The sequence below is a fragment of the Sorangium sp. So ce375 genome (assembly GCF_051473855.1).
GTDB lineage: Bacteria > Myxococcota_A > Polyangia > Polyangiales > Polyangiaceae > Sorangium.
In genome coordinates this window covers 12,522,827-12,544,743 of record NZ_CP150335.1, presented here as the reverse complement: position 1 = coordinate 12,544,743, position 21,917 = coordinate 12,522,827, and the positions used below count along the sequence as shown (strand labels likewise).

15 protein-coding genes and 1 pseudogene are annotated in these 21,917 nt (G+C 66.9%); 5 read left to right on the top strand and 11 right to left on the bottom strand.

The genetic code is table 11. From position 1 onward, the window contains the following. Positions 1–27: 27 nt before the first annotated feature. Complete coding sequence (locus WME90_RS46615; protein WP_437278567.1) at positions 28–5,634, bottom strand: AAA family ATPase; 5,607 nt, start codon at positions 5,632–5,634, stop codon at positions 28–30. A gap of 354 nt (positions 5,635–5,988) precedes the next feature. Here WME90_RS46615 and WME90_RS46610 point away from each other — a divergent pair, with 354 nt between their 5' ends. Then, positions 5,989–6,405 (top strand): hypothetical protein, encoded by a 417-nt coding sequence (locus WME90_RS46610; RefSeq protein WP_437278566.1) that lies wholly within the window; start codon positions 5,989–5,991, stop codon positions 6,403–6,405. A 431-nt stretch (positions 6,406–6,836) separates the two neighbouring features. Here the strand turns inward: WME90_RS46610 and WME90_RS46605 are convergent, their stop codons facing one another. The 4 genes and pseudogenes from WME90_RS46605 to WME90_RS46590 form a co-directional block, all read right to left on the bottom strand. Further along, the gene (locus WME90_RS46605) at positions 6,837–8,048 is read right to left on the bottom strand and encodes a hypothetical protein (RefSeq protein ID WP_437278565.1); all 1,212 of its coding nucleotides are present in this window, start codon (positions 8,046–8,048) and stop codon (positions 6,837–6,839) included. Positions 8,049–8,219: 171 nt separating this feature from the next. Next, on the bottom strand, positions 8,220–9,320 hold the full coding sequence (locus tag WME90_RS46600) for an alpha/beta hydrolase family esterase (RefSeq protein WP_437278564.1): 1,101 nt from the start codon (positions 9,318–9,320) through the stop codon (positions 8,220–8,222). Between the two features lie 672 nt (positions 9,321–9,992). Further along, positions 9,993–10,262 (bottom strand): annotated as a pseudogene (locus WME90_RS46595) (LLM class flavin-dependent oxidoreductase); the annotation flags it as partial. Positions 10,263–10,367: 105 nt separating this feature from the next. Beyond that, positions 10,368–11,000, bottom strand: a complete 633-nt coding sequence (locus WME90_RS46590) for a glutathione S-transferase family protein (protein WP_437278563.1) — start codon at positions 10,998–11,000, stop codon at positions 10,368–10,370. A 412-nt stretch (positions 11,001–11,412) separates the two neighbouring features. Between WME90_RS46590 and WME90_RS46585 the strand changes: the two genes are divergently transcribed. Next, positions 11,413–11,778 (top strand): ArsR/SmtB family transcription factor, encoded by a 366-nt coding sequence (locus WME90_RS46585; protein WP_437283752.1) that lies wholly within the window; start codon positions 11,413–11,415, stop codon positions 11,776–11,778. After that, positions 11,756–12,271, top strand: coding sequence for an SRPBCC family protein (locus WME90_RS46580; RefSeq protein ID WP_437278562.1), 516 nt, complete (start codon positions 11,756–11,758; stop codon positions 12,269–12,271). The genes WME90_RS46585 and WME90_RS46580 overlap by 23 nt, the downstream gene beginning before the upstream one ends. 191 nt (positions 12,272–12,462) lie before the next feature. Here WME90_RS46580 and WME90_RS46575 read toward each other — a convergent pair whose 3' ends face one another. The 6 genes from WME90_RS46575 to WME90_RS46550 form a co-directional block, all read right to left on the bottom strand. Then, on the bottom strand, positions 12,463–13,347 hold the full coding sequence (locus WME90_RS46575) for a hypothetical protein (RefSeq protein ID WP_437278561.1): 885 nt from the start codon (positions 13,345–13,347) through the stop codon (positions 12,463–12,465). A gap of 1,680 nt (positions 13,348–15,027) precedes the next feature. After that, positions 15,028–15,285 (bottom strand): hypothetical protein, encoded by a 258-nt coding sequence (locus WME90_RS46570; RefSeq protein WP_437277927.1) that lies wholly within the window; start codon positions 15,283–15,285, stop codon positions 15,028–15,030. After that, a complete protein-coding gene (locus WME90_RS46565; RefSeq protein ID WP_437277926.1) occupies positions 15,282–16,097 on the bottom strand; it encodes an ExeA family protein in 816 nt (271 codons plus the stop codon). Before WME90_RS46565 ends, WME90_RS46570 begins: the two co-directional genes overlap by 4 nt. Beyond that, the gene (locus tag WME90_RS46560; protein ID WP_437277925.1) at positions 16,094–17,443 is read right to left on the bottom strand and encodes a helix-turn-helix domain-containing protein; all 1,350 of its coding nucleotides are present in this window, start codon (positions 17,441–17,443) and stop codon (positions 16,094–16,096) included. The genes WME90_RS46565 and WME90_RS46560 overlap by 4 nt, the downstream gene beginning before the upstream one ends. 126 nt (positions 17,444–17,569) lie before the next feature. Continuing rightward, on the bottom strand, positions 17,570–18,001 hold the full coding sequence (locus WME90_RS46555) for a hypothetical protein (RefSeq protein WP_437277924.1): 432 nt from the start codon (positions 17,999–18,001) through the stop codon (positions 17,570–17,572). A gap of 733 nt (positions 18,002–18,734) precedes the next feature. Then, positions 18,735–20,324, bottom strand: coding sequence for an IS1182 family transposase (locus WME90_RS46550; protein WP_437278560.1), 1,590 nt, complete (start codon positions 20,322–20,324; stop codon positions 18,735–18,737). A 184-nt stretch (positions 20,325–20,508) separates the two neighbouring features. Here WME90_RS46550 and WME90_RS46545 point away from each other — a divergent pair, with 184 nt between their 5' ends. After that, positions 20,509–21,144, top strand: a complete 636-nt coding sequence (locus tag WME90_RS46545) for a hypothetical protein (RefSeq protein ID WP_437278559.1) — start codon at positions 20,509–20,511, stop codon at positions 21,142–21,144. A gap of 112 nt (positions 21,145–21,256) precedes the next feature. Then, positions 21,257–21,898, top strand: coding sequence for a hypothetical protein (locus tag WME90_RS46540; RefSeq protein WP_437278558.1), 642 nt, complete (start codon positions 21,257–21,259; stop codon positions 21,896–21,898). Positions 21,899–21,917: the final 19 nt, after the last annotated feature.

Below are 21,917 nucleotides of genomic sequence, written 5' to 3'. Positions count from 1 at the left end.
GGCTCACGAAGCCGCTCGAGGCGATCGCTACGACGACAAATCCCCCGCGCGCTCGGTCGAGAGCGGCAGCTCGACGCAGAAGGTCGAGCCCCGGCCGACCTCGCTCGACACGCGAATTCGGCCGCCGTGCGCCTCGACGATGGTGCGGGTGATGTAGAGGCCGAGCCCGAGCCCCCCGTAATGCTTCGACGAGACGCCGCGGCGAAATCGTTCGAAGAGCTGCGCCTGCACTTCGGCCGAGATCCCGATCCCACGGTCGGCCACCGAGAGCTGCGCGACCCGATCTTCCCGGGTGATGGTGATGTCGATCGGCTGGCGTTCCCCGAATTTGATCGCATTGGTGAGGAGGTTGGTCACGACCTGCTCCAGGCGGTGCGGGTCCCACCGGCCGATGACCGGCTGCTCCGCGCGCACGGCGACCACGCTGCCTGACTGCGCGATCTGATCGCCGAGGTGGGCGACGACCTCGTCGACGAGCGCGCGCAGCTCGACGGGCGCCGTATACAGCTCGAGCCTCCCCGCCTGGATCCGGGAGACGTCGAGCAGCATATCGATGAAATCGGTGAGGCGCTTGATCTGGCGGCCAGAGAGGGCGACCGCGGATCGCACGCGCTCGACGTCCATGCCCCGCGCGAGCCTTTGCCCCAGCGATTGAATGGCGAGCTGCAGGCTGGTGAGCGGGGTGCGGAGCTCGTGCGAGGCGATAGAAAGGAACTCGTCCCGCAGGTGCACGGCCTCCTCCGCCGCCGTGCGCGCCCGCCGCTCGTCCAGGAGGAGCTGATCGCGCTGCTGCTCGGCGCGCACGCGCGCGGTGATGTCGCGGAAGCTCCAGACCCGCCCGACCACGCGCCCGCCGAGGCGCTGGGGCTGCGAATAACGCTCGAAGACGCGCCCGTCCGCGAACGGGATGGCATCGAAGCTGGACTCCTCGGGCGAGGCATAGAGAGCGCGGATCCTTTGCAGAAACGCCTCGGGATCGAGGACCTGGTCGCAGACGAACGTACGGAACGTGTCGTCCGACCCGGTGGAGAGGATCTCGTCCGGGATGCGCCACATCGCCGTGAACCTGTGATTCTGACACAGGACGCGCTGCTCGTCGTCGACGACGAGGATGCCGTCCGCCGTCGATTCGAGCGTGGCCTCGAGGAGCGAGAGGGAATGGCGGAGCACCTCCTCGGCGCGCCGTCGCTCCGCGTTCTCCTGCTGCAGATCCGCATAGAGGCGCGCATTTTCGATGGCGTTGGCCGCCTGGGCGGAGAGCAGCCGGATCACCTCGACGCGATCGGGGGTGAAGGCAGAGCGGGTGAGGTCGTTTTCGAGATAGATCACGCCGGCGAGGCGGCCCTTGTAGACGATGGGCGCGGCGAGCGAGGAGCGCGGCGCACCGCCGGCGAAGCAGGGATCGCGCCCGAACGGCCCGTCGATCGCGAGATCGTCGAGCAGGACGGTCTCGCGCGTCCGCGCCACGTACGTGACGACGCTGGCCGGCAGGTCCTTGCGGCCCTCGAGGGGCGCCGCGCCGAGCACGCGGACCGACGCATCCCGGATGTGGTGCTCGGCCACGACGACGAGCCGTCCATCACGCAGGAGCAGGAGGACGCCGCGCCGCGCGCCGGCGTTCTCGACCATGATGCGCATGAGCGCGTCGAGCAGGCGGTCGAGGACGATCTCGCCCGAGATGGCCTGAGAGGCCTTGAGCACCGAGCCGACGTCGAGCGCGGCGCCGGCCTGCGGGCTCCTCTCGCCGCGGAGGCTCTCGCCCGGGACGAGGTCGGGGTACGCGTCCTCGAGGCGCCGCATCGCCTCCGTCGCGCCCCAGCGGCCGTACGCCCTGTGCGCCTTGGTCAGGTAGGCGCCGGCGATGGTCTCCTTGCCGAGCGCGCGGAAGAAGAGGCCCGCGAGCTCGTTGCCGAGCGCCTCGTCGTGGAGATAGCCGCCGCGCTGCGCGAGAGCGATCGCCTCGTCGTAGCGGTCCCCGGCGGCGCGCGCGTCGCCGCGGACGCGCTCGAGCTCGGCGAGGAGGAGGGCGCGGCGGTGCGCCAGGTTCTCCGGGCAGAGGTCCGCCCAGCGCGAGAGTTTTTCGGCGGAGACCTCGGCGCGGGCGAGGAAGAGCGCGCGCTCCGCTGGGGAGACGACGTCCGCCGCCTGCGTGAACGCGATGCCTGCGTAGCAATGGAACGCGGGGTTGCCATGCCAGGCCGCCACGGCCGGGATTTCGATGTTCGGCGAGAGCGCAGCGCGCGCCGCTTCCTCGAACGCCCCCTGGAAGACGCGGAGGATGACGATGTAGAAGTGGGCGAAGAAGAACGAGGCCTGGTTGTCGATGCGGCGGGACTCCTCGATCACCTCGTCGATATCGACCCACGCCCCCTTGAGCGTGGCGGGGCGCTCGGCCTCGACCGAGAGCTGGTGCGCGATCTGTCCGACCGCGCCGACCGCCCAGGTGATGGCATTGAACTCGTCGAGCTTGCGCATCGGCTGGTAGCTCCGCGCCTCGGCGAGGAGGTCGGAGAGCGGGAGGCCGCGCAGGAGGCTGTTCGTGATGCCGTTGGCCGTGTTGTAGAACGACCAGATGTACTGGCCCGTCTCGAGCCCGGCGTGCATCCCGGCGACCAGCGACGCCTTGCAGGCGGCGTAGCCCTCTCGCCAATGCTGCACGAAGGCGCCCCACATATTGCGGAGCATCGCCTCGGACTTCTTGTCCGTGTAGCGGTCCGCGAGGTCGATGGCGGCGCGGCCGAAGCGGTAGCCGAGCGCGATGTCGCCGCGGGCGCAGAGGAGCATCCCGAAGTTCATGCAGCCGAAGATCGAGTTCTTCGAGAGCCCGTGGCGCAGCGTGTTCTCGAGGATCTTCGCGACCGTGATGCCGAGGTCGTTCGTGGCCAGGAAGTAGCAGGGGAGAAAGAGCTCCTGGAGCACGTCCTGCATGGCGAGGATCTCCGGGTCCGCGAGCGGCGGCAGGCCTGGCAGCGCCTCGATCGTCCTTTCCCGGACGAGCTCCATCGTCGCCCGCACCTGGGCGTCGAGCATGGCGTCGTCCGGGAAGAGAGGCAGGTCGATCCCGAACGGGCGCAGGGCCTCGAGCCCCTCCGCGAGCGCGGCTGGCAGGTCGTTCTTGAGCACCTGCACGTTCATCTTGAGCCGCAGCACCTCGGTGCGATCGAGCCGGCTCGCGGCCCGCTCCAGGCCTTCGGAGAGCATCGCGAGGGCGTCGTCATGCTGGCCCGAGAGCGAGAGCATCAGGGCGGCTCTCTTCGCGTATTCGAGGCGGAGCGGGTACTGTGACGCCCAGGCGTCCTCCGGAAGGTGCAGGAGGCCGAACTGCAGGTAGCGCAGCGCGGCGCTGAAGGCGGCCGAGTCCTCGGCGCGGCACGCGGCCTCGAGGCTCATGCGGGCGAGGTGCAGGCGCTCCGCGGGGTCCGACACGAGGTCGCCTGCGCTGTTCAGGTGGCCGACGACGTCGAAGAGGCTCTGGCTCTCCGAGAGGTCTAGCTTGCCCGCGAGCAGCCGGCCGATCCGGAGGTGGAAGGCGGGTCGGTCCGCCTCCGGGATCATCGCGTAGGCGCCCTCCTGGACCTTGTCATGGGCGAAGCGGTAGCCGCCGCGCCCGGCGATCACGAGCCCCTCGCTCACGGCGGGATCGAGGCGGGCGTACGCGTCTTCCGGCGAGCACTCGTTCACCGCGGCGAGCACGTCGAGGTCGAACCGGTTGCCGATCGCCGCGGCGAGGTTGAGCGCCTTCACCGTCGCCGGCGGCAGGCGCGCGATGGTGCGCACCATGAGGTCTGCGACGTTGTCCGTGTACCCGAGTGCGTCGATCGCCGCGAGGTCCCAGCGCCAGCCTGATCCGGCTGCGTACGCGAGGACGCCGTGGTCGTGCAGCGGCCGGACGAACTCCTTGACGAAGAACGGGTTGCCGCCGGTCTTCTTCTGCACCGCATCGGCGAGCGGCCCACAGTCGCTGCGCTTGAGGCTATCCGAGAGCATCTCGATCAGGTGCGGGCGCGCGAGCGGGGCGAGTACGATGTTGCGCACGACGAGCCCGGCTTGCTTGAGCTCCTCGATCGCCATGACGAACGGGTGCCCGGGCGATACCTCGTTGTCACGGTAAGCGCCGCAGAAAAAGAGGGCATCGAGCGAGTCGTCGGCGAGGAGCGCGCGGAGCAGCCCGAGGCTCGCGGGGTCGATCCACTGAAGATCGTCGAGGAACAGGACGAGCGGGTGCGTGCGCCGCGCGAACACCGAGACGAACAGCAAGAAGCACCGGTTCAGGCGGTTTTGCGCCTCGATCGGGCCGAGCGACGGGACGGGCGGCTGCGGGCCGATCACGTGGGAGAGCGACGGGATGACGTCACAGACGACGTGCGCGTTCGGCCCGAGCGCCTCGAGGAGCGCGCTCCGCCAGCCTTGGATGCGCGCATCGCTCTCGGTGAGGATCTGCCGCACGAGGCCGTCGAACGCCTGGATCACCGCGCTGTAGGGCGCGCCGCGGTTGTATTGGTCGTATTTGCCGCTCGTGAAATAGCCCTTCTGCCGCGCGAGCGGCTTCAAGATCTCGTGTACGAGCGAGGACTTCCCGATCCCCGAGTAGCCGGAGACGAGGACGATCTCACGGCCCCCCTCCAGCGCGCGCTCGACACGGCCCCCCTCCAGCGCGCGCTCGACACGGCCCCCCTCCACCGCGCGCTCGAACGCGGCGGTGAGCGCCTCGATGTCCTGCTCGCGGCCGTAGAGCTTCTGGTGGATCCGGAAGAGGTCCTGACGATCGCGCTGGCCCGCGACGAAGGGCTCGATTGTCCCCGTGCCGCGCAGGGCCTCGCGGCAGTGCTCGAGGTCGGCGAGCAGTCCCTCGGCGCTCTGGTAACGCTCCTCGGCGTTCTTCGCGAGCAGCTTGAGCACGATGTCGGAAACGGCCTCGGGGATGGTCGGATCGACGCAGGACGGCGGCGTGGGCGCGAGGGCGAGGTGCGCGTGAATGAGCTCCATCGGGTCCAGGGCCTCGAAGGGGCGCCGACCCGTGAGCATCTGGTACAGAATGACGCCGAGCGCGTAGAGGTCGGTCCGGTAGTCGACGCCGCGGTTCATGCGGCCTGTCTGCTCGGGGGAGACGTAGGGCAGCACGTCGGCGATGACCGCCGGCGCGTAGAGCCGTTCGTGCGCGTGGGTGATCTCGGCGTCGACGCCGAAGCCATTGATCTTGACCGCGCCGCGCGCGCCGACGAGCACGTTCTGCGGGCGCAGATCGCGGTGGACGAGCCCGGCCACGTGCACCGCGGCGAGACCTTCGGCGAGCGCGGCCGCGAGATCGAGCGCCTCGCCGACCGGCATCCTGCGTGACGGGCGCGCGGCGAGGATCCGCGCGAGATCGCGGCCCGGGAAGTCCTCGAGGACGACGATCAAGGAGCCGGCGAGCGCCTCGACGCCGCGCAGGGCGACGAGGCGCGGCGAGGCGAGGCGCGCGATGCGCTCGTACTGGTGCTTGAAGCGCACGACCTCGGCGCCGGTCGATCCTTCCGCGCACAGGATTTTCAGCAAAACCGGGACGCCGTCGCCCTCGTGGTATGCGCGGTACAGGGCAAAATCGGCAGTTTCCTCGATTTTCTCGCGGAGCGCGTAGCCTCTCTCGACGATCATCGAAAACCTTACTCGCTCGCTCGTCAACGCGACGCACTACGACCAGCTACTTATATATTCCAAAGAGTGTGACTTGGCACCGGCGGAGTTTGGACCACGCCCAGCTCGTGCGGCTCTTGGGTGTGCAGGCGCGTGAGGTCGTCAAGAAACTCCGAACGCCCCCTGGAGTCCGGACGCTTGGCGCACCACGCAGATACGCTCTCTCGCACGCTCGATCTCCTGTACCCTGCGGGCATGCGACCTTTGATCCAGGGGCTCGCCTCCGCCCTCGCGCTCTCCTGTTCCAGCGGCACCTCGCCCGAACACGCGGATCCACCTACCACCGCCGCTTCCACCCCCGGCACCAGCCCGACCATGACCTCGAGCGCACCGACCTTCGTCGATCTCGTTCTGACCCTTCCCACCGGGCTCACCCTCCAGGCCGATACCCGCGAGGAGGTCTCCTCCCTCATCCCGGGGAGCCCCGCCGTGGAGCACTTCCGGAGCTACCAGGACGCCTCCGGACAGGGCCTCTATCTCTTTGCCTGGGAAGGTGCACCCAGGCGCGACCGAGGCCCCATGAAAGCCGTGGAGACCTGGAAGGTCCGGGTGGGCTCCGCCGAGGCCACCGTCAGCCGCACCAGCCACTTCTTCGGCCATGAAAAGGAGGTCCTCGTCGCCCACTTCGAGGGTCCTCCTCCCGCGCGCCGCAGGTACATGATCTACACCACCCGCCTCGACCGCGCCGCGTTCGATGCCCTGCTCGCGGGCATCCGTCTCTCCCCCAAGTGATCGGCCGAGCACCTCGCGACCTTTGTCGCGCACGCGGCGCGCACCTCCACGGCCGCTGCCGAAGTACGTTGTCGCCGCCTTCGCATCCGCGTCGCCCGCGCCTGCGTCGCCTAGAATACCGATCACGTTGAAACCCGGAGAATTCTCACAGGGAGGCGGGGAGGCGGGGAGGAAGAAAGAAAATGAATTTATCGCTCTTGCCGTCTCTCGCTCCCCGCCTCCCCGTGAAATCCCTGCTTTTTCTCGTGGTTTCAACCCGTTTGTCGCTCTAGAGCGGTTTTCAGCTGAGCCTGGTACGAACGTCGCAGAGCGGCGGTCACCCGCGCAGGAGACGGGTCCAGATCGGCGTTTTCGGCGCGGAAGCGCACTCCGGTGCGCTGAGCACCGAAAACGTCGAGATGGGCCCGTATCCGAAGCGGGTGACCACCGCTCTAGGGGCAGAAGGCCGGAACGCACACCAGGTCGGCGCCGCTGCTGTCGCACTGCCCCGAGGCGCAGTCGCGGTCGCGCTGGCAGGTCTCTCCGTCGTCGAGCAGCGCCGCGCAGAGCCCCGAGCTTTGCCCCTCGGGGATGTCGCAACGCAGGCCTTCCTTGCAGGAGAAGGTGAGGCAGGTGGAGCCCTCGCTCCCGTCGCCCAGGGCCACGCACTCGCCCTCCGAGCAGTACGCGGCGCTGAGATCGCAGAACTCGGCCCCTCCGCAGCTCTCGCCCGGCATGCGGCGGTTCAGCCTGGTGCAGGACATGCCCGCGGCGGCGTCGAGGCAGACGGCGCCGTCTTCGCAGACCTCGTGCACGTCGAAGCACTCCGCGCCCGCGGCCGTCGGGGGCACGCAGGTGCCCTCGCCGGCACCCGACCCCGACGCCTTGCACCAGAGGCCGGCAGCACAGGTCGTGAGCTCGCCGGTGCCGTCGTCGTTCACGACCAGCCCGCAGGGTTCGTCGGCCCCGGCGCTCGTCTCGCTGACGCTGAGCGAGATGCAGCTGCCGTCGACGCAACCAGCTCCGTCGGCGCCGGCTGCGGAGCAATCCTGGCGGCTCCTGCACGCGGCGCCGGGTGCACCGCGCTCCTGACACGCGCCGCCGCAGGCGCTCCCAGCCCCGCCACAGACCGCAGAGCCGGCGCACTCGACATCCTGGCGGCAGGCGCCGCCGATCGCGACGTCCCCTTCGAACACGTCTTCGCACACGAGCTCGAACGCGTCGCCGAACTCCTCGGCTTCGTAGACTCCGCAAAGCTCGGGGACGCGATTCACGCAGCGCCGGGCGGCGTCGGCGTCGTAGGAGAGGTCGCCGTCGGTGACGCCCTGGATCCAGGGGTTCACCATGACAGCCACGCTCGGCAGCATCCCCGCGGTGCATTCGTCTACCGTTCCGCGCAGGGCGCGCAGCGCGAGCGCGTCCTCGTTGGGATCGAGGCAGCCGTGCAGCAGCTCGCACGAAGCTCGCGTGAACGCCTCGACGAAGCCGTCCATCGCGAGCGGCCCGGCCGCGGTCGTGCCGCCTTGGCCCGAGCCCCCTGTTCCGCCCTGCGAGCTCGAACCGCCGCTGCCGCCGTCATTGCCTTGCTCGCCCTCGCCGCAGGCGAAGGCGAGCAGGCAGCACCAGAGGCCCAGGCAACAAAACCCCCTAAAGCCGATGCCCATGTCCCTCAGGGTCGCACGGCGCCTCGACCCGACAAAGAAAAACGGGGCTGCGATCACCATGACCGCAGCCCCGTGACGGTCGGAGCTCGCGTCGAGCGATGGGAGCGCAGCGGGCTGATCGCCGAGGAGCTCCGCGCGGCACGAGGGTCCCGTCCGCGGCGAGGACGTCGGTCAGAACTGCTTGAAGAACTTCCACGACTCGATGGGAATCCAATTCGGATTGCCGTCGATGTTCGTGTGCCCGCCGCCGAAGGTGCACACCCGCGTCGGATGTTCCGGATCGCAATCCTGGAAATCGTAGCAGCTGTACGCGCCGTTTGAAGTCGGGATGTTGTTCGGGATCGTGCACCCGTTGTCTTCGGCTTTTTCGAGGGCGATGAACTTGGCCCCTTTCTTTTGACCTTCGTTGTTCACCCAGGGGCAAGTCCCGTCGCTCATGCCCGTCGTGTGCATCCAAGCGATGGGCTTATGTGTCTTTTCAGGCAACCAGATGTTGTAGTTGGCCGGGGCGATGCCCACGGCCGCGCGGATCTCCGCTTGATGGTTCGTCGACAGCGAGTAGGTGATCATCCCTCCGAAGCTGAAGCCGGTCGCGAACACGCGGGTCGTGTCGTAGCAGACACTTTCATTCATGAGCTTCATGATGTCGTCGAACAGCGCGTGGTCCTTCTCTTGCCACGTTGCACCGTCCGAGGAGGGGGCCACGAAAATGGCTTGCTCTCCGTCGGCCTCCAGCTGCGGCTTGAGAAAGTAGAAGTCTTGCCCCTTGACGTCTTGCCAGCGGCTGCCGATCCAATGGGAGGTGTAGAACAGCCGGTAGGGCTTGTTCATGTCGTAGTTCTTGGGCATATCGACGTAGTACACGCGATTTTGGCCCGAGCTCGAGATCGTATACTCCTTGCTCGTCAACGTGGTTGCCTTGCCGCACCCCGCGCTCGGCACAGGCGCGTTCCCCATGGGAATGGCTCCTTCGGGCCAGCCGCCCGTGCCCGTACCGCCGCTGCCGGTCGGCTCAGCCCCGCCGCTCCCGCCGCTGTTGTCACCGCCGGTCCCAGCCGCGGTGGTGCCGCTGGAGGTCGCAACGCCGCTGCTGCTCGCGCTGCCGCTGGAGGTCGCAACGCCGCTGCCGCTCGCGCTACTGACGGAACCGGTCGCCGTCGCTCCGCCCCCTCCGTCGTTGTTCGAGTCGGACTCGGCGGGGGCGCACGAAATCGCGACCCAACTCGCGAGGGTGACACAAAAGGCAAGTCGGCTGAACGTTTGATATTGCATCACAGGTCTCCTACGTCCCGGAATCAGGTGAAAAGGAAACAAAACGATTCGAGCGTATCAAGGGCGACTCGCCACGCTCACCTCAGGTGACAGAGCGTTCCTTGCGGGATCCGCCTCCCTTGCAAAGTGCCTCCCACCCGGCTCAGACGAGCCCCCGGACGGGGCCGATGTGATGACACCGGAGCGCCCGAGGAGCGCCTCAGCACGACCCGCTGCAACATAGGTTCCCTCGTTCCCGAGCTTGCCATCCGGTCGCTCCGCCAGCATCGCCGGATCCTTGACGAAATCATCTCCGGTGGACAGCAGGCAGGATTTCATGGCAGCCGTCGAACAAGCGAGGGTTGTCGCGTCCTCTACTGGATCGCTCTTGGCAAAACGCCGATCACCATCGATCAGCAACCGCTTCCGCGACGACCGAGCGAACAGGATCGGTGTAAAATTCGACCGAATGGATCAGATTGACGAAGAGCTCGGTACTCAGGAGGACCCGAGCAAACCAAGAACGAACGGATGGCCGTCGACTGGAGTGTGAACGTTCACATTGCCGGTGTCAATTCCAATCGACCAGCCCTCCGGTATCTCCGGGCCCGAGGGAGGACATGGCTGGCAGGGCTCCTTCGGAGCGCCGCGTTAAGAGGGGTGGCCGCCGGACCGCGGCCAGCGCCCCGTGACGATCGGGTCGCGCTGGGCGACGAGGCGGATGTCGGTGCCGAGGCGGATGCGCGAGGTCACGGCGGCCGCCGGCGAGAGCGCGACGAAGGGATCGAGCGTGCGCCTGTATTCGTCGGGGAGCTCGCCACCGGCGGGGTAAGGCGTGCGTCGGCTCACCGGGAGGTGGGTGTGCTCGGGGAGGTGGAGCGAGTCGAAGCCGCGCGCCTCTACGGCGCGCGCCAGCTCTACGATGCCGATGCCGCGATCGATGACAGGTGGGTAATGCCGCAGCGCATAGGCTCTCTTGCCACGTCGCCGTAGCGCACAGCGCAGGAAGAGGACGCGGCGCTCCTACGGCGCTCGCCGAGGCGCTCCGCTTCAGTCCTTCAGGGCGTTCTAAGCCCCAGGCATCTTGAGGCCGCGCTCGTCCATCACGGCTTTGTTGCGCGCCTCGCTCTTCGCGTACGCCGGGCGGGCTTTGACCCGCTCGGCGTATCCGGTGAAGCTCGGGCGCGGCTCGAGCATCTTGAAGTCGAGCATGTACGCGATGGTGCCGCCGAAGATGACGTCGGCCATCGAGAACTCCTTGCCGAGGACGAAGTCACGGCCAGAGATGGCCGATTCCATCGTCGCGATCATGTCGTCGTAGTTGCCCCAACCGGCGGAGCCGGCGCGGAACTCCCAGTTGCCGGCCTTGGCCATCGAGCCGGGCTCGATGACCGAGGGGGCGAAGAGCGACCAGCGAAAATAGGTGCCGCGCGCCGCGTCGTCGAGCTTCGGCGCGAGGCGGCCCGAGGCATAACGATCCGCGAGATAGAGGCCGATCGCCGCGGATTCGGTGACGACGGTGTCGCCGTCGACGAGCAAGGGCAGCTTGCCCATCGGATTGAGCTTCGTGACGTCCTCCTTCTTCTGGTCGCCGGCCATGATGTCGACGAACTTGAGCTCGTACTCGACGCCGACTTCCTCGAGCATCCACACAGTGTTGGCGGCGCGCGAAAACGGGTGGTGGTAAAGAACGATGGCCATGGTGGTGTCTCTTTCTCCGTTCGTTTCCGCCGGTCGGTCGGCGGCGCGGCGGAGGCTACCAGAGGCCGGCCCCGTTGGGCGCGGCGCCAGGTGCGGCAGATTTGAATTCCTCTGCCCACCGCGTTCATGGCTCCCGCCTCGGCGCGTGGCGACCTCGACCGCTACCCGGCGATGATCACCGGCTCGAGCCGCGGCCAGACGAACCAGAGCGCGCAGGCGCCGCGTCGGCGCCTCCAAAGCTAGCCTTGCCGCTCGCCTGCGCCCCCGGGCTCTGCTGAGATCGCCCGCGCGCAGCGGCTGCATGCCGGTACGCAGCCAACGGGAGCGATTGGGGGTGAAGGCGGCCGGCAACGCAGCCCCGCGCTCTTCTCCCCTTGCATGCCGCCGCTCGGTGCGGTACACACTGAACCGGATGGTTCAGTATTCGAAGACTCGCCTCGATGCCTCGTTCGCCGCGCTCTCCGACGCCACCCGCCGCGGCGTTCTGGAGCAGCTCGGACGTGGAGACGCTTCGATCACGGACCTTGCCGACAAATTCCACATGACCCTCACGGGCATGAAGAAGCACGTCGGCGTCTTGGAGCAGGCCGGGCTCGTCACCACGGAGAAGGTCGGGCGCGTGCGGACCTGCAGGCTCGGCGTGCGCCGACTGGAGGAAGAGGCGGCATGGATCGAGCGGTACCGCCAGCTCTGGGACGCGCGCTTCGACGAGCTGGACAAGGTAGTCGACGAACTGAAACGGAAGGAGAAGGTCGATGGACACAAGAAGAGAGAGTGAGCCCACCACCCTGAAGAACCGCACGACGGTGGAACGGAAGTCCGAGCGTGAGCTGGTCGTCACGCGAACCGTCAACGGTCCGGCGCGCATCGTGTTCGAGGCGTGGACCAAGCCCGAGCTGTTCAAGCGGTGGTGGGTACCGAAGTCGGCTGGCTTGTCCCTGCTTTCCTGCGAGATGGATGTTCGTGTCGGGGGCGGGTACCGTTTGGTGTTCAGCCACAATGGCTCGACCATGGATTTCTTCGGTAGGTACCTCGAAGTGACACCGCACTCGCGCCTCGTATGGACCAACGAGGAAGGTGGTGAGGGTGGGGCCGTCACCACGGTGACCTTGGAGGAAAAGGGCGGCAAGACGCTGGTGGTCGTGCACGATCTCTATCCCTCGAAGGAAGACCTCGAGCGTGGCGCCGGGAGTACAGATGGGATGGGCGAGACGTTCGAGCAACTGGACGAGCTTCTCGTCGCCCTGGGCGCGAGCGTGGGACAGTCATGACGTCTCGATCCACTGGCGCTCGCCAACTCGGCCGTTGAAGCGAGGAGGCCCTCGCTGCGCTCGGGATCTCGCCGCTGAACGCCAGCCGTTGAGCCGGCAGAGCGCGGGGACGCGGGCACGCGTCCTGCTACTATTTCCGGCGGCCGCTCGCCATCGACCGGTATTTCTGGCGGGATTTCTGCCCCGCGGTATCAGCCGCCGAGCGGCGCGCCCTCGGGCACCACCTCCGGTGCGGCCGGCGCTGCCGCGCCGCCCGGCGCGGCGACGTCCTCTGGCTCGGTCGCTGTGTCGCTGGGCGACGCGCCGCGGCCGCCACGGCCCTTGTAGAGCGACGGAGCAATCGCGTCGGCGTCTCCCTCGTTCCAGCGCAGGTAGGCCACGGCGCGGCGGGTCTGGTCGTAAGCGTGCACGAGCAGCGCGAACGCGCGCGCCCGCTTGTCCGCGGCCTCGGTCGGCCCGGGCCCCTTGCCGTGCTCCCGCACGCCCAGGGTGGCGAGCAGCTGCGGTCCGAGCTCTCCGGCGCGCTTCACCTCGGCCTCGGTCGCCGCCGTCTTACCGGCGATGTCGGACCAGCTCCCGCCGAGGAGCGCCGAGAGCGCCACGAGGTCGTTGGCTGTGTCGATGTGCCCGTGGCCCGCGCGGATCTCCGCGACCGTCTCCGCGTCGAGCAGGCCGCGACGGGCGAGCGCCTCGGCGTCGCCCAGCAGGTTCTCGCGCAGCGCGGCCGCCTCGGTAAGGAGCGGCCTTAGCGCGTTCTCGGCACCTCCGCTGGACAGCCACAGGAGGTGCGCGTACCACGCGGCAAACGCGTAGGTCTCGAGCCGGTCGAGCAGCGCGATATCGTGCTGTTGCAGCTGCTCGGCGATGGCGGGGCGCAGCGCGAGCAGGCCTGGCAGGACGCCGAGCACCTGGGAGACGGCGCGAGGAATGTCGATCTTGATGGAGATGAGCCGCTCCGGGCTCAGCGCCTCGATCTCCGGGAGGATCCTGTCGAACGCCGCCGCCGCCTGGAGCGGGGCCGCGGGCTTGCCGGCAGCCGGCTTCTTCTTGTGGACTGGATTGGAAGGCTTGGCCATGAGGGGGATACCTCTCGTTGATGTCCTTCGCCGGGCGGCAAAGGAACACGAGCGCCGTGCTCCCCAGCCCCCGCGCTGGACGCGTTGTGAGCGTCCGGTACCCGCCGGACGTCCCGGGCAGGGGTAAGCACCTGTCTCGATCCGTCAACGGACCTGGCAAGATCCCGACGACAAGAGCAGCAGACGTCGAGAAGTGCACCGCTGAGAAGTCCCCTCGCTCTGCTCGCATTTTGACGTGAAGCTGAACAGGGAGACGGGGAGATTGGGGGGATTTCACTCCCCGTCTTCCGGTGAATTTTCCGAAAAATTCGAGGGGATGCTTCAGGTTACGCCTTGCAGCTCAGCTGCCCGATCCAGACCATCGCCGATCCCAGAGCAAAGCCCAGCTACCCAGCCGGGGCCGTCGCCGATGCCGGAGCAAAGCTCAGCTACCCGTTCCGAACCGTCTCCGATGCCGGAGCAAAGCCCAGCTACCCAGCCGGGGCCGTCGCCGATGCCGGAGCAAAGCTCAGCTACCCGATCCGAACCGTCGCCGATGCCGGAGCAAAGCTCAGCTACCCAGCCGGGGCCGCCTCCGATGCCGGAGCAAAGCTCAGCTACCCCTTCCGGACCGTCTCCGATGCCGGAGCAAAGCTCAGCTACCCCTTCCGGACCGCGGCCGGTCCCCTGAGGGAAGCTCATCGGATCACCGGCGACCGCAGGCGGCGCCCACGAGCACCTCCGTCCCGTGCACCGCGCCACACGATTCCCAAACGGACCCGGAGAGCTCCCCGCAAATCTGGGTATGAGCACACGACCTTCTCCCGCCGACGACGCCTCCCGGGCGTCGACATGAAATTCCGTTCACATTGCTGCGACCGCATTCCTCTCCCGCACGCTCCAGTTCCTGGGTGTCGCCAAGCCCGCGCGCCGGATCTGAGCGTGCCGCGTCCCTCGGCCCGAAGCCGCTTCATGGCCGCGTAGGCCCTGACGTCCGAGGGGCGGCTGCACGCCACGGAATGGGTGCGCTGCCAGCGAGCGTTCGGGGCCTGGACCGCGCGCACCGATTGGCCCCCGTCGGTCTCTGGAAGCAAAGCGGGATCGGCCATGATCGGCCGCATGACTGTTCGTTCGTCCGCGACGTCCCGGACGCCGCGCGGGTGCCTTGGCGAGCTCGACGCTATCGCTCACGCCGTCCGGGCGTGACCACGTGAGCGGAAATATCGAAGAGCGACACCCTTTCCTGTATCCTCCTTCTTGAGACAAATGCGAGACACTATCAGATGCCCCTGGGAGCAAGAGCCTATGACCGCAGCAACTCGTCGTCCACGAACGACCCGCCCCGGCCTCACCGAGCTCATCTCCGCTACGGTACTATCCCAAGCCGGATGCACGATCCTCGATGAAAAACCAACATCGACGTGCATAGATCCATCCCCCACGTGCCACGCGCTGTGCGCACAAGAGACCCCCCGGCCTCAGCCAATCTACTGCGAGAGGACGATGCCGCTACAGGACCGATTCCTCCTCATACTAGCCACGAAGTCATGCAATGAATGTCGCGAGTGTTACCGAGCAGGCTGTTTGATGGCCGGAAGATCCGGCTCTGTGATGGCTATCATCGAGCTGGATCTCCGCTCACCGCGATTGCAGCGAGGCGATGCGTCGGGTGACTGCGGCGGTCGCAGAGCGCCGGCGCTCTCAGTCGATGCGGAGGGGGAGGCGGTCATCGCCGTCGAGGACGGCGTGATAGCGAGCGAGAGCGTCGTCGAGCCGATCGAGGTAGTGGAGCACGACGTCGACGGCGTAGAGGCGAGGGCAAAGCGGATCCGGGTCGCCCGGGTAGCGCGCGGTGAGCGCGTCGCGGGCGAGCGCGAGGGCCGCGACGAGGGCGGCGGCTGCGCTGCCCGCGGCGTCGCCGCGCCGCGTGTCCCCCTCGGCCAAGGGGACGGGGTTCATCCGGCCTCCTCTGCGTCCAGCTGCAGGATGCGGCTCAGGATGTCGCGCTCGACGAGCTTGCGCTTCTTGCGCGCAGCGGCGCGGAGCGCGGCGGTGGTGAGTCGATCGGTGTCGCGCAGGCTGCCAGCGGCCGCCTCGTGCAGCATCGCGATCGCGTCCGAGGTGAAGAGCTCTTTCGTGCAGCCGACTCGGCCGAGACGTACACGCAGATAGTCGGCCGTATCGTCCGGCGTGAGCGGGTCGATGGTCAATCGGTAATGGAGGCGTGAATACAGGGATCGATTGCGGCGCACGCGGAGCCGCTCGCCGAGCTCGGGCAAGCCAAGCAACACGAGCGAAAGCAATGCGCGGCTATCCCAGGCGTAATTAAGGAGTATGTGAAGATGATCGAGTGTGTCCTGATGAAGTAGATGGGCCTCATCGAGGACGAAAACCGGAAATACGCGCTCCTTCGCGAGTTCCTCGACGTGCGTGCTGACCGCGTAGAAGACGTCTCCAGCGGTGCTGCAGCGCGCGAGACCGAGGGCCAGACAGAGCTGGCGATAGAAGTCCCGGCGTCCAAGTGTCACGTTGGCGCAGTAGGTCAAGCGAAACGTCTGCGGCGAAAGGGCATGACGGAGCGCGCGGAGCAGACACGTCTTGCCGACGCCGGGGTCACCGGCGAGCAGCACGCTCTTTCTGGCGTGCACCGCCTCGATGAGCGTCTCGAGGAGCATCTGCTTGGACGGGGGGAGCCAAAGCTCGCCGTCTTCGACCTCCTTGGAAAATGGCTCTGCGGTGAAGCTGAAGTAGCTGCAGAAGTCCATGGTCATCCCTCCTCGTCACCGCGAGGCGTCCGTCCGAGAGCCTTGTCCAGGAGCGTTTTCGGCGGGTCGAAGGGGACGCGCGCCTCGTGAGCGACATCGAGGTTGCAGGCCGGTCGCGGCCGCTGGGCGTTCTTCACCGGATCTACCCGGTGCAGGGCGAAGCGTTTGCCCTCGTGTTCGATCCAGGGCGGCTCGTTCGGCGTGACGAGGCACCTCGACACTGTGACGAGGTGGCCGGCGAGGAAGCCGAGATCGGTCTCCCAGTCCTCCCCATCCATCGAGAGCGTGCTGTCACGCCGCACGCGCCGGCGGGCCTGGGTCGTGAGCGCGTCGCGCAGCTTCCGCTCGTCGAGGTCGTCGGTGACGTGGGGATACTTCTCGTAGACCTGCGCGGGGCACTTGCCGAAGAGCGCCGCGTGCGGTGTGCGGTGGTAGTGCTCGTCGATCCATGCGTAGAGCCGGACGTTGAGGTCGTGGAGCGACCCGAGCGCTCCGATGAAGTCCAGGCACCTCCCGCGCAACGTCCTCCAGAAGCGCTCCATCTTGCCGCGCGCGGGGGCGTCGTACGGGCGGGCGTGGATCAGGGTGGTGCCGAGTCGCTCGCACGCAAGGTGCAAGGTGTGCCCGCGGTAGGTCGAGCCGTTGTCCAGGTAGAGGGCGTCGGGAGCGCCGTGCTTGCGCAGCGCCCGGATGAAGAGCGCCAGCATGTCGACCTCCCGCTCGGCGCTCATCGCCTCGATCGCGAGGATGTACCGGGAGGCGTCGTCGAGCAGCGCGTGGATCCGCACCGGCGCCGGGCTGCCGTTAACGAGGATCGGCGATGCGTGACACACATCGCCGTGCCACAGGGCGCCGGGGTGCTCGGCCTGCCAGCGCAGCCGCACCTTGCCGCCCGTGCGATCGCGCAGCGCGATGCGATCGAGGCTGTGTTCGGCGTACAGCCGTCGCACCGTGGTGGCGGAGATGGCGTCTTTGTCGAGCCGGCCCGCCGCGATCAGGGTGTCGAGGATGAGCGAGACCGAGGCGCTCGGGTGCTCCTCTCGGATATCGAGCAGCATCCGTCGTTGCTCGGGGGTGAGCTCACGCGCCCGGCCTTTGTCCCTACGGGGCTTGGGGCGCAACCCTTCGAGGCCTTCCGCCTTGTACGCGTAATACCAGCGCTCGAGCGTGGGGACGGAGTATGTGCGCGGAGAATGGGCGCGCGGTGGGCGAAACCGCTGCTTGCTCAGGTCGGCGAGCGCTTCGGCGAGCTCTCCGCGGTCGAGCTCGCGGTGCATGAGCGAGCCGATGATCTCGCTGCGATAGAGCGCTACCGCTTCCGATTGGTCCTTCGGCTGGAGGGGGTCTTGCACGTCGTGTCCTTTCCGCGCCGGTGACACCGCACCGGCCGCACAGCCATCCAAGCGCAAGGCGCTCCGCCGACCGAGGATCCAACCGGGTGGGGTCCGACATGAGCCCGGCGAGCGGGCCTGTTGCCATCACGCAGCCCGCGCGGCGCCCGCCATGACGGCGGCCTCGGGGACCTCGGCCGCAAAAGGCGCCATCGCGACGAGCGTCATCGCGGCCCGCTCGGCCCGCTGCCGCAGCGATGAAGCGAGGGGACTGGGGCGGACCGCCGCAAAGAGGTGCCCCTGGTCGATGGCGCGTAGCCAGCGCCGCACGGTCACCCAGCTGTCAGCATCGAAGCTGGCGGACCAAGGGCTGACGCGCCGCCGCACATCGATGAGCGCTGCACCGGCGACGCCGACGAGCAGCAGGGCCAGACCGATCGCCGTCGCGGCGAAGTGCCGTCGCGGCGCGACGCCCCGCGGAACGACCGTGATCGCGGCGCTGCAATGGCGGCATCGATAGCGGCGCGCCTCGATCGTGACGAGCCCGCCGCGCTCGCCGGCAGCCAGCGGCCCGCGCACCTGCCGCGACCGCGTTCCGTGACCCCACAGTCCCAACCCGCCCCCCAGCGGGCACCCCGCCGCGCCGCAACGGGGGCAGCGGGCTGGCCGCGCGCGCTCTACGGTGGGCGGGGAACCGAGCCAGCCTTTGACATCGAGGTCCAAATGGACGATCTGTTGAGGGCTCCGCTCTTTCAAGCGATTCGGAGCACGACGGGAGGGGGCACGCGGCCAAACGAGCTCCTCTCGTCGCCTATTTTGTGGCCGGCGCCGCGCCGATGCTCCGCTCCTGCCGCTGACCTACTCCGTTCGTTGCGCCGACGGACGAGGAGTCGTGCTGGTAATTTTCGAGAGGCGAACGGAATGTGCGCTCCCTCTTTTCCTGTGCTCCTGGATTCGACCAACGCGAGCATGCTCAGGAGTAGCTACGCTGAGAATTTTATCGGACTCGGCGCAATGCATGGCCGGGGAGCCCCCTGGCAGCTTGCTGCCCTCGGACACCCCCGTCATCGCACCTGATCCGCCTCGGTGATGGTGTTCTCCGGTGGGTCGAGCACCCTGCCATCAAAGAGCTGGATCGACAGGCGCACCATCGGCATCAACGACGGTGCTCAGTAACACGCGAGTCATTACAACCCAGCAGCGGCGCCACGCTAATCATCAAGCCTGAGGACATCGGGATAATGCCAACCACGAAGGACCCCTGCTACTACTAGAGCACCGACCATGTTGAAAATCGTCTAATTTCGATATGTTATGCAGCCGCCTGGATCAGCCGCTGGGCCGCCTCAAGATTCTGAATGGCTGCGGTGCGTCGGAGGTCGAACAGATTTCTCCTGGCGCCGATGTAGCGCGCGCTGTGTCCTTTCCGCGCCGCGATATGGGCGAGCGCATGCTCCACAGCTGTCCGCTGCCGGAGCACGGCGCGTCCTGGCCCTGTCTGCTGCAACTTCCGGAATTTGCCCTGCAGAGCTTCATCCTCGGCGATGGACACGGTCCGCCCTCGCCCCGAGGCAGCTTGCGTGCACTTGGCTCGGAGGGGGCACGCGCCACACTCCTCAGGGTCAAACTCGACCGTATCGCCCGGTTCGAACACCTCGATCTGTCCCGCCGGACACGTGATTGTCTTGACGCGCAGGTTGATCTTGAAGTCGCGCTTGCTGAATAGCTCGGGGCTGCGAGCCCGCTGCCCCCACGGCTTCGAGAACACCTGGCCGCCAGCGCGGATCACGTCGTCAACGACGGGACTGTGGACGTAGGCGCGATCGATGTGCAGTTCGACGAGGCGTAGCCGCTGATGCTGGATGTCCTCGGCGATCGGTGCGGCACCCTCTTCTTCGGGCCGATTCGCTGGCGTGACCGCGCAGGCGACAATGACGGGAAGGTCAAGGTCGCGTGCGATGTGTTCCTTATAGCCGTCGAAGCGCTTCGAGCGGCTCTTGCGACCGTGGCGCATCTCGGCGTCCTCAATGGAGACACGGCGGTCAGGCGCAACGCCTTGCCGGATGCGAACGGTCCCATCCTCGGCTGTTTCCAGGTCCTGGTCTCGAACCTGTGTGATTGCCTCCAGATAGGTGCGAAGCGGCTGCTCGACGACGTCGTCCAGGTGACGGTCGACCCACTGCTGCAGCGACGAGACCTGCCGCTCCAGGATCTGAATCGCTGCCGCCTTCTGTTTCGGGTCGCTCCAGTCCAGGTCGAGCCCGGCCTTGATGCTGGGAGCCAGAAGCAGCGGGATGCCCGCCTTCCGGCAGATCTCCTCGGGCGGACGCTCCGTGATCTTCGACACGACGCGGACGATGCTGCGTGCAGCGTGGCCGAGCAGGTTGATCGTGTCTTCAACCCGCCCGGCCCCCGCTAAAGGGCGGCTATCGATCGCCACGCGCAGCGCCTTGGACACCGCACGCCTCTCGCCCTCGGTCATCGCGCCGGACCGAACAAGCGCCACGGTCCGCTCCAGCAGCATCCGGTCCATCTCGTGCTCGACCATCCGCTCTCGGAACGCCTGCAGCGCGCCCTGCGAGAACGGCGGCGTCGCCGCACCCAGGCAGCCGAGCACCATCTGCCAGCGCAGGTCGACTACGGACAACTCCACCGCCTCGGCATCCGAAGCGCCGACGTAGCCTTGGAGCAGCGTGACCATGCACATCAGCGCCGGTGGATGCGGCGGCTCGCCTGCCCCCGTCGTCCGGTACATGCCCTCCAGCTGCTCCTGGAACGTCTCGTCGAACAGCTCGTGCCGGTGCTGCCTGAGAAAGCCGAACAGTGCTCTCACGCGCGTCAGCCGCTTCATCAGCGCCTGCTCTTGCCGCGACAGCTCCACCGGCGGCGACCATCGTTCCATCCGTGCACCTCCGGACGCGGACGAGATCATGGCCCGACGAGACCGTCGAGCCTTCCATCGAAGCGACCAGAATTATCGCAAAATCAACCTGATCGGTCCTCTAGCTCACAGTACCCGGAGACTCCTCACACCTCACCAGCTGCGGCTCCGACGACGATCGCCATCAATCCACAAGGCTCGACAGATGAAAGCATCACCAGAACCGACAACATGGATTGGATTGGGGTTCATCACCGTCGCCGCCTTGGCAGCGTACAATCTGGGAAGAACCTCGGCGCCGAGCGACAACCGGACTCAAACGCGCCAGGACGTCAGAAAGAACAAACCCGATCTTCGGTCAACTCTGAGCGCCACCCAGCAAAGATTGGCCATCTGCGAAGAGACCCGCCAGCGTCGCCACCACGATCTTCACGAGGGAGCGCGGAAGCCCTACATCCGCGAAGACAACGCCACGCCTTCACCTGAGCGAGAGCTCTCGAAGCAATGCATCGTCGCGATACAAGCGCAAGATATAAACATAACGGGTAATCACTGCAGGAACTTCAGAAGACACTTCGATGCATACAAGGCAATACTGGGAAGCAGCACGGTCGGCTGCGAAACCGTCTTGAGCATTCGAGACCTAGCCCGGAGACAGCGCCAGATTTGCTCTCTCATTACAAGAATCAACGAGGAGCCCGGAACCCAAGACGCGACGAGCGATCCTCTCGCCGTTGGCGCGGTAGAAGACGCCTACACAGTCGTTAGCAAATACGGCAACATCGACCTTGATAAGTTGGTAAAGAACCCAGCGTGCATAGTCCGCATGCAGGCCAAATGACTCGAATTCACTCCTCCGCTCAGGTCGCGGGAGCCATCGCCTGCCGGCCCAACAGGCCAAGGTCGCCGCTCTCGCGAGCGCTATCAGGATTTCAATCCGCGACGTTCGACACATGAAGACATCACCGAAACCGACAAGATGGCTCGGATTTGGGGTCGTCGCGATCGCCGCGTCGGCAGCAGCATACAATCTCGGACGAGCCTCGGCGGAGAGTAAAATCCAACATCAATCACACCAGGACGCCGCCAGAAATGAAGACTCCGATGTTCGGTCGACTCTGAGCGTCACCCGGAAGAAGTTGGTCAGCTGCGAAAATGCCCTCCAGCGCCGCGACCGCCACATCCAGGAGAGAGAGGGAAAGCCCCACGCCGGCGAAGGCGGCCCCACACCTCCACCTGAGCCAGCGCTTTCGAAGCAATGCGACATCGCATCGCGAGCGGCGGAGCTCAACAGGATGGCCGAGAACTGCAGGGACTTCAGGCAGCAATTCAACGCATACGAGGAAATACTGAGCAACACCTCGCTCGACTGCGAATCTGTATTGAGCATTCGAAATCTAGCAATAGGCCAGTCTTCGATCTGCTCCGCCGTATTAAGACACTTCGAGAGCGCATCGCAGCCAGACGTCACGAGCGACGTCCGCGCGATCAACGCCATGGAAAGCGCCTATATGACCAAAGACGAGTACGGCGACGTCGACATCGACGCACTAGTAAAGAACCCAGAGTGCATCGCCCGCATGCAGGTCGAATGACTCGAACCCATCTCACGCC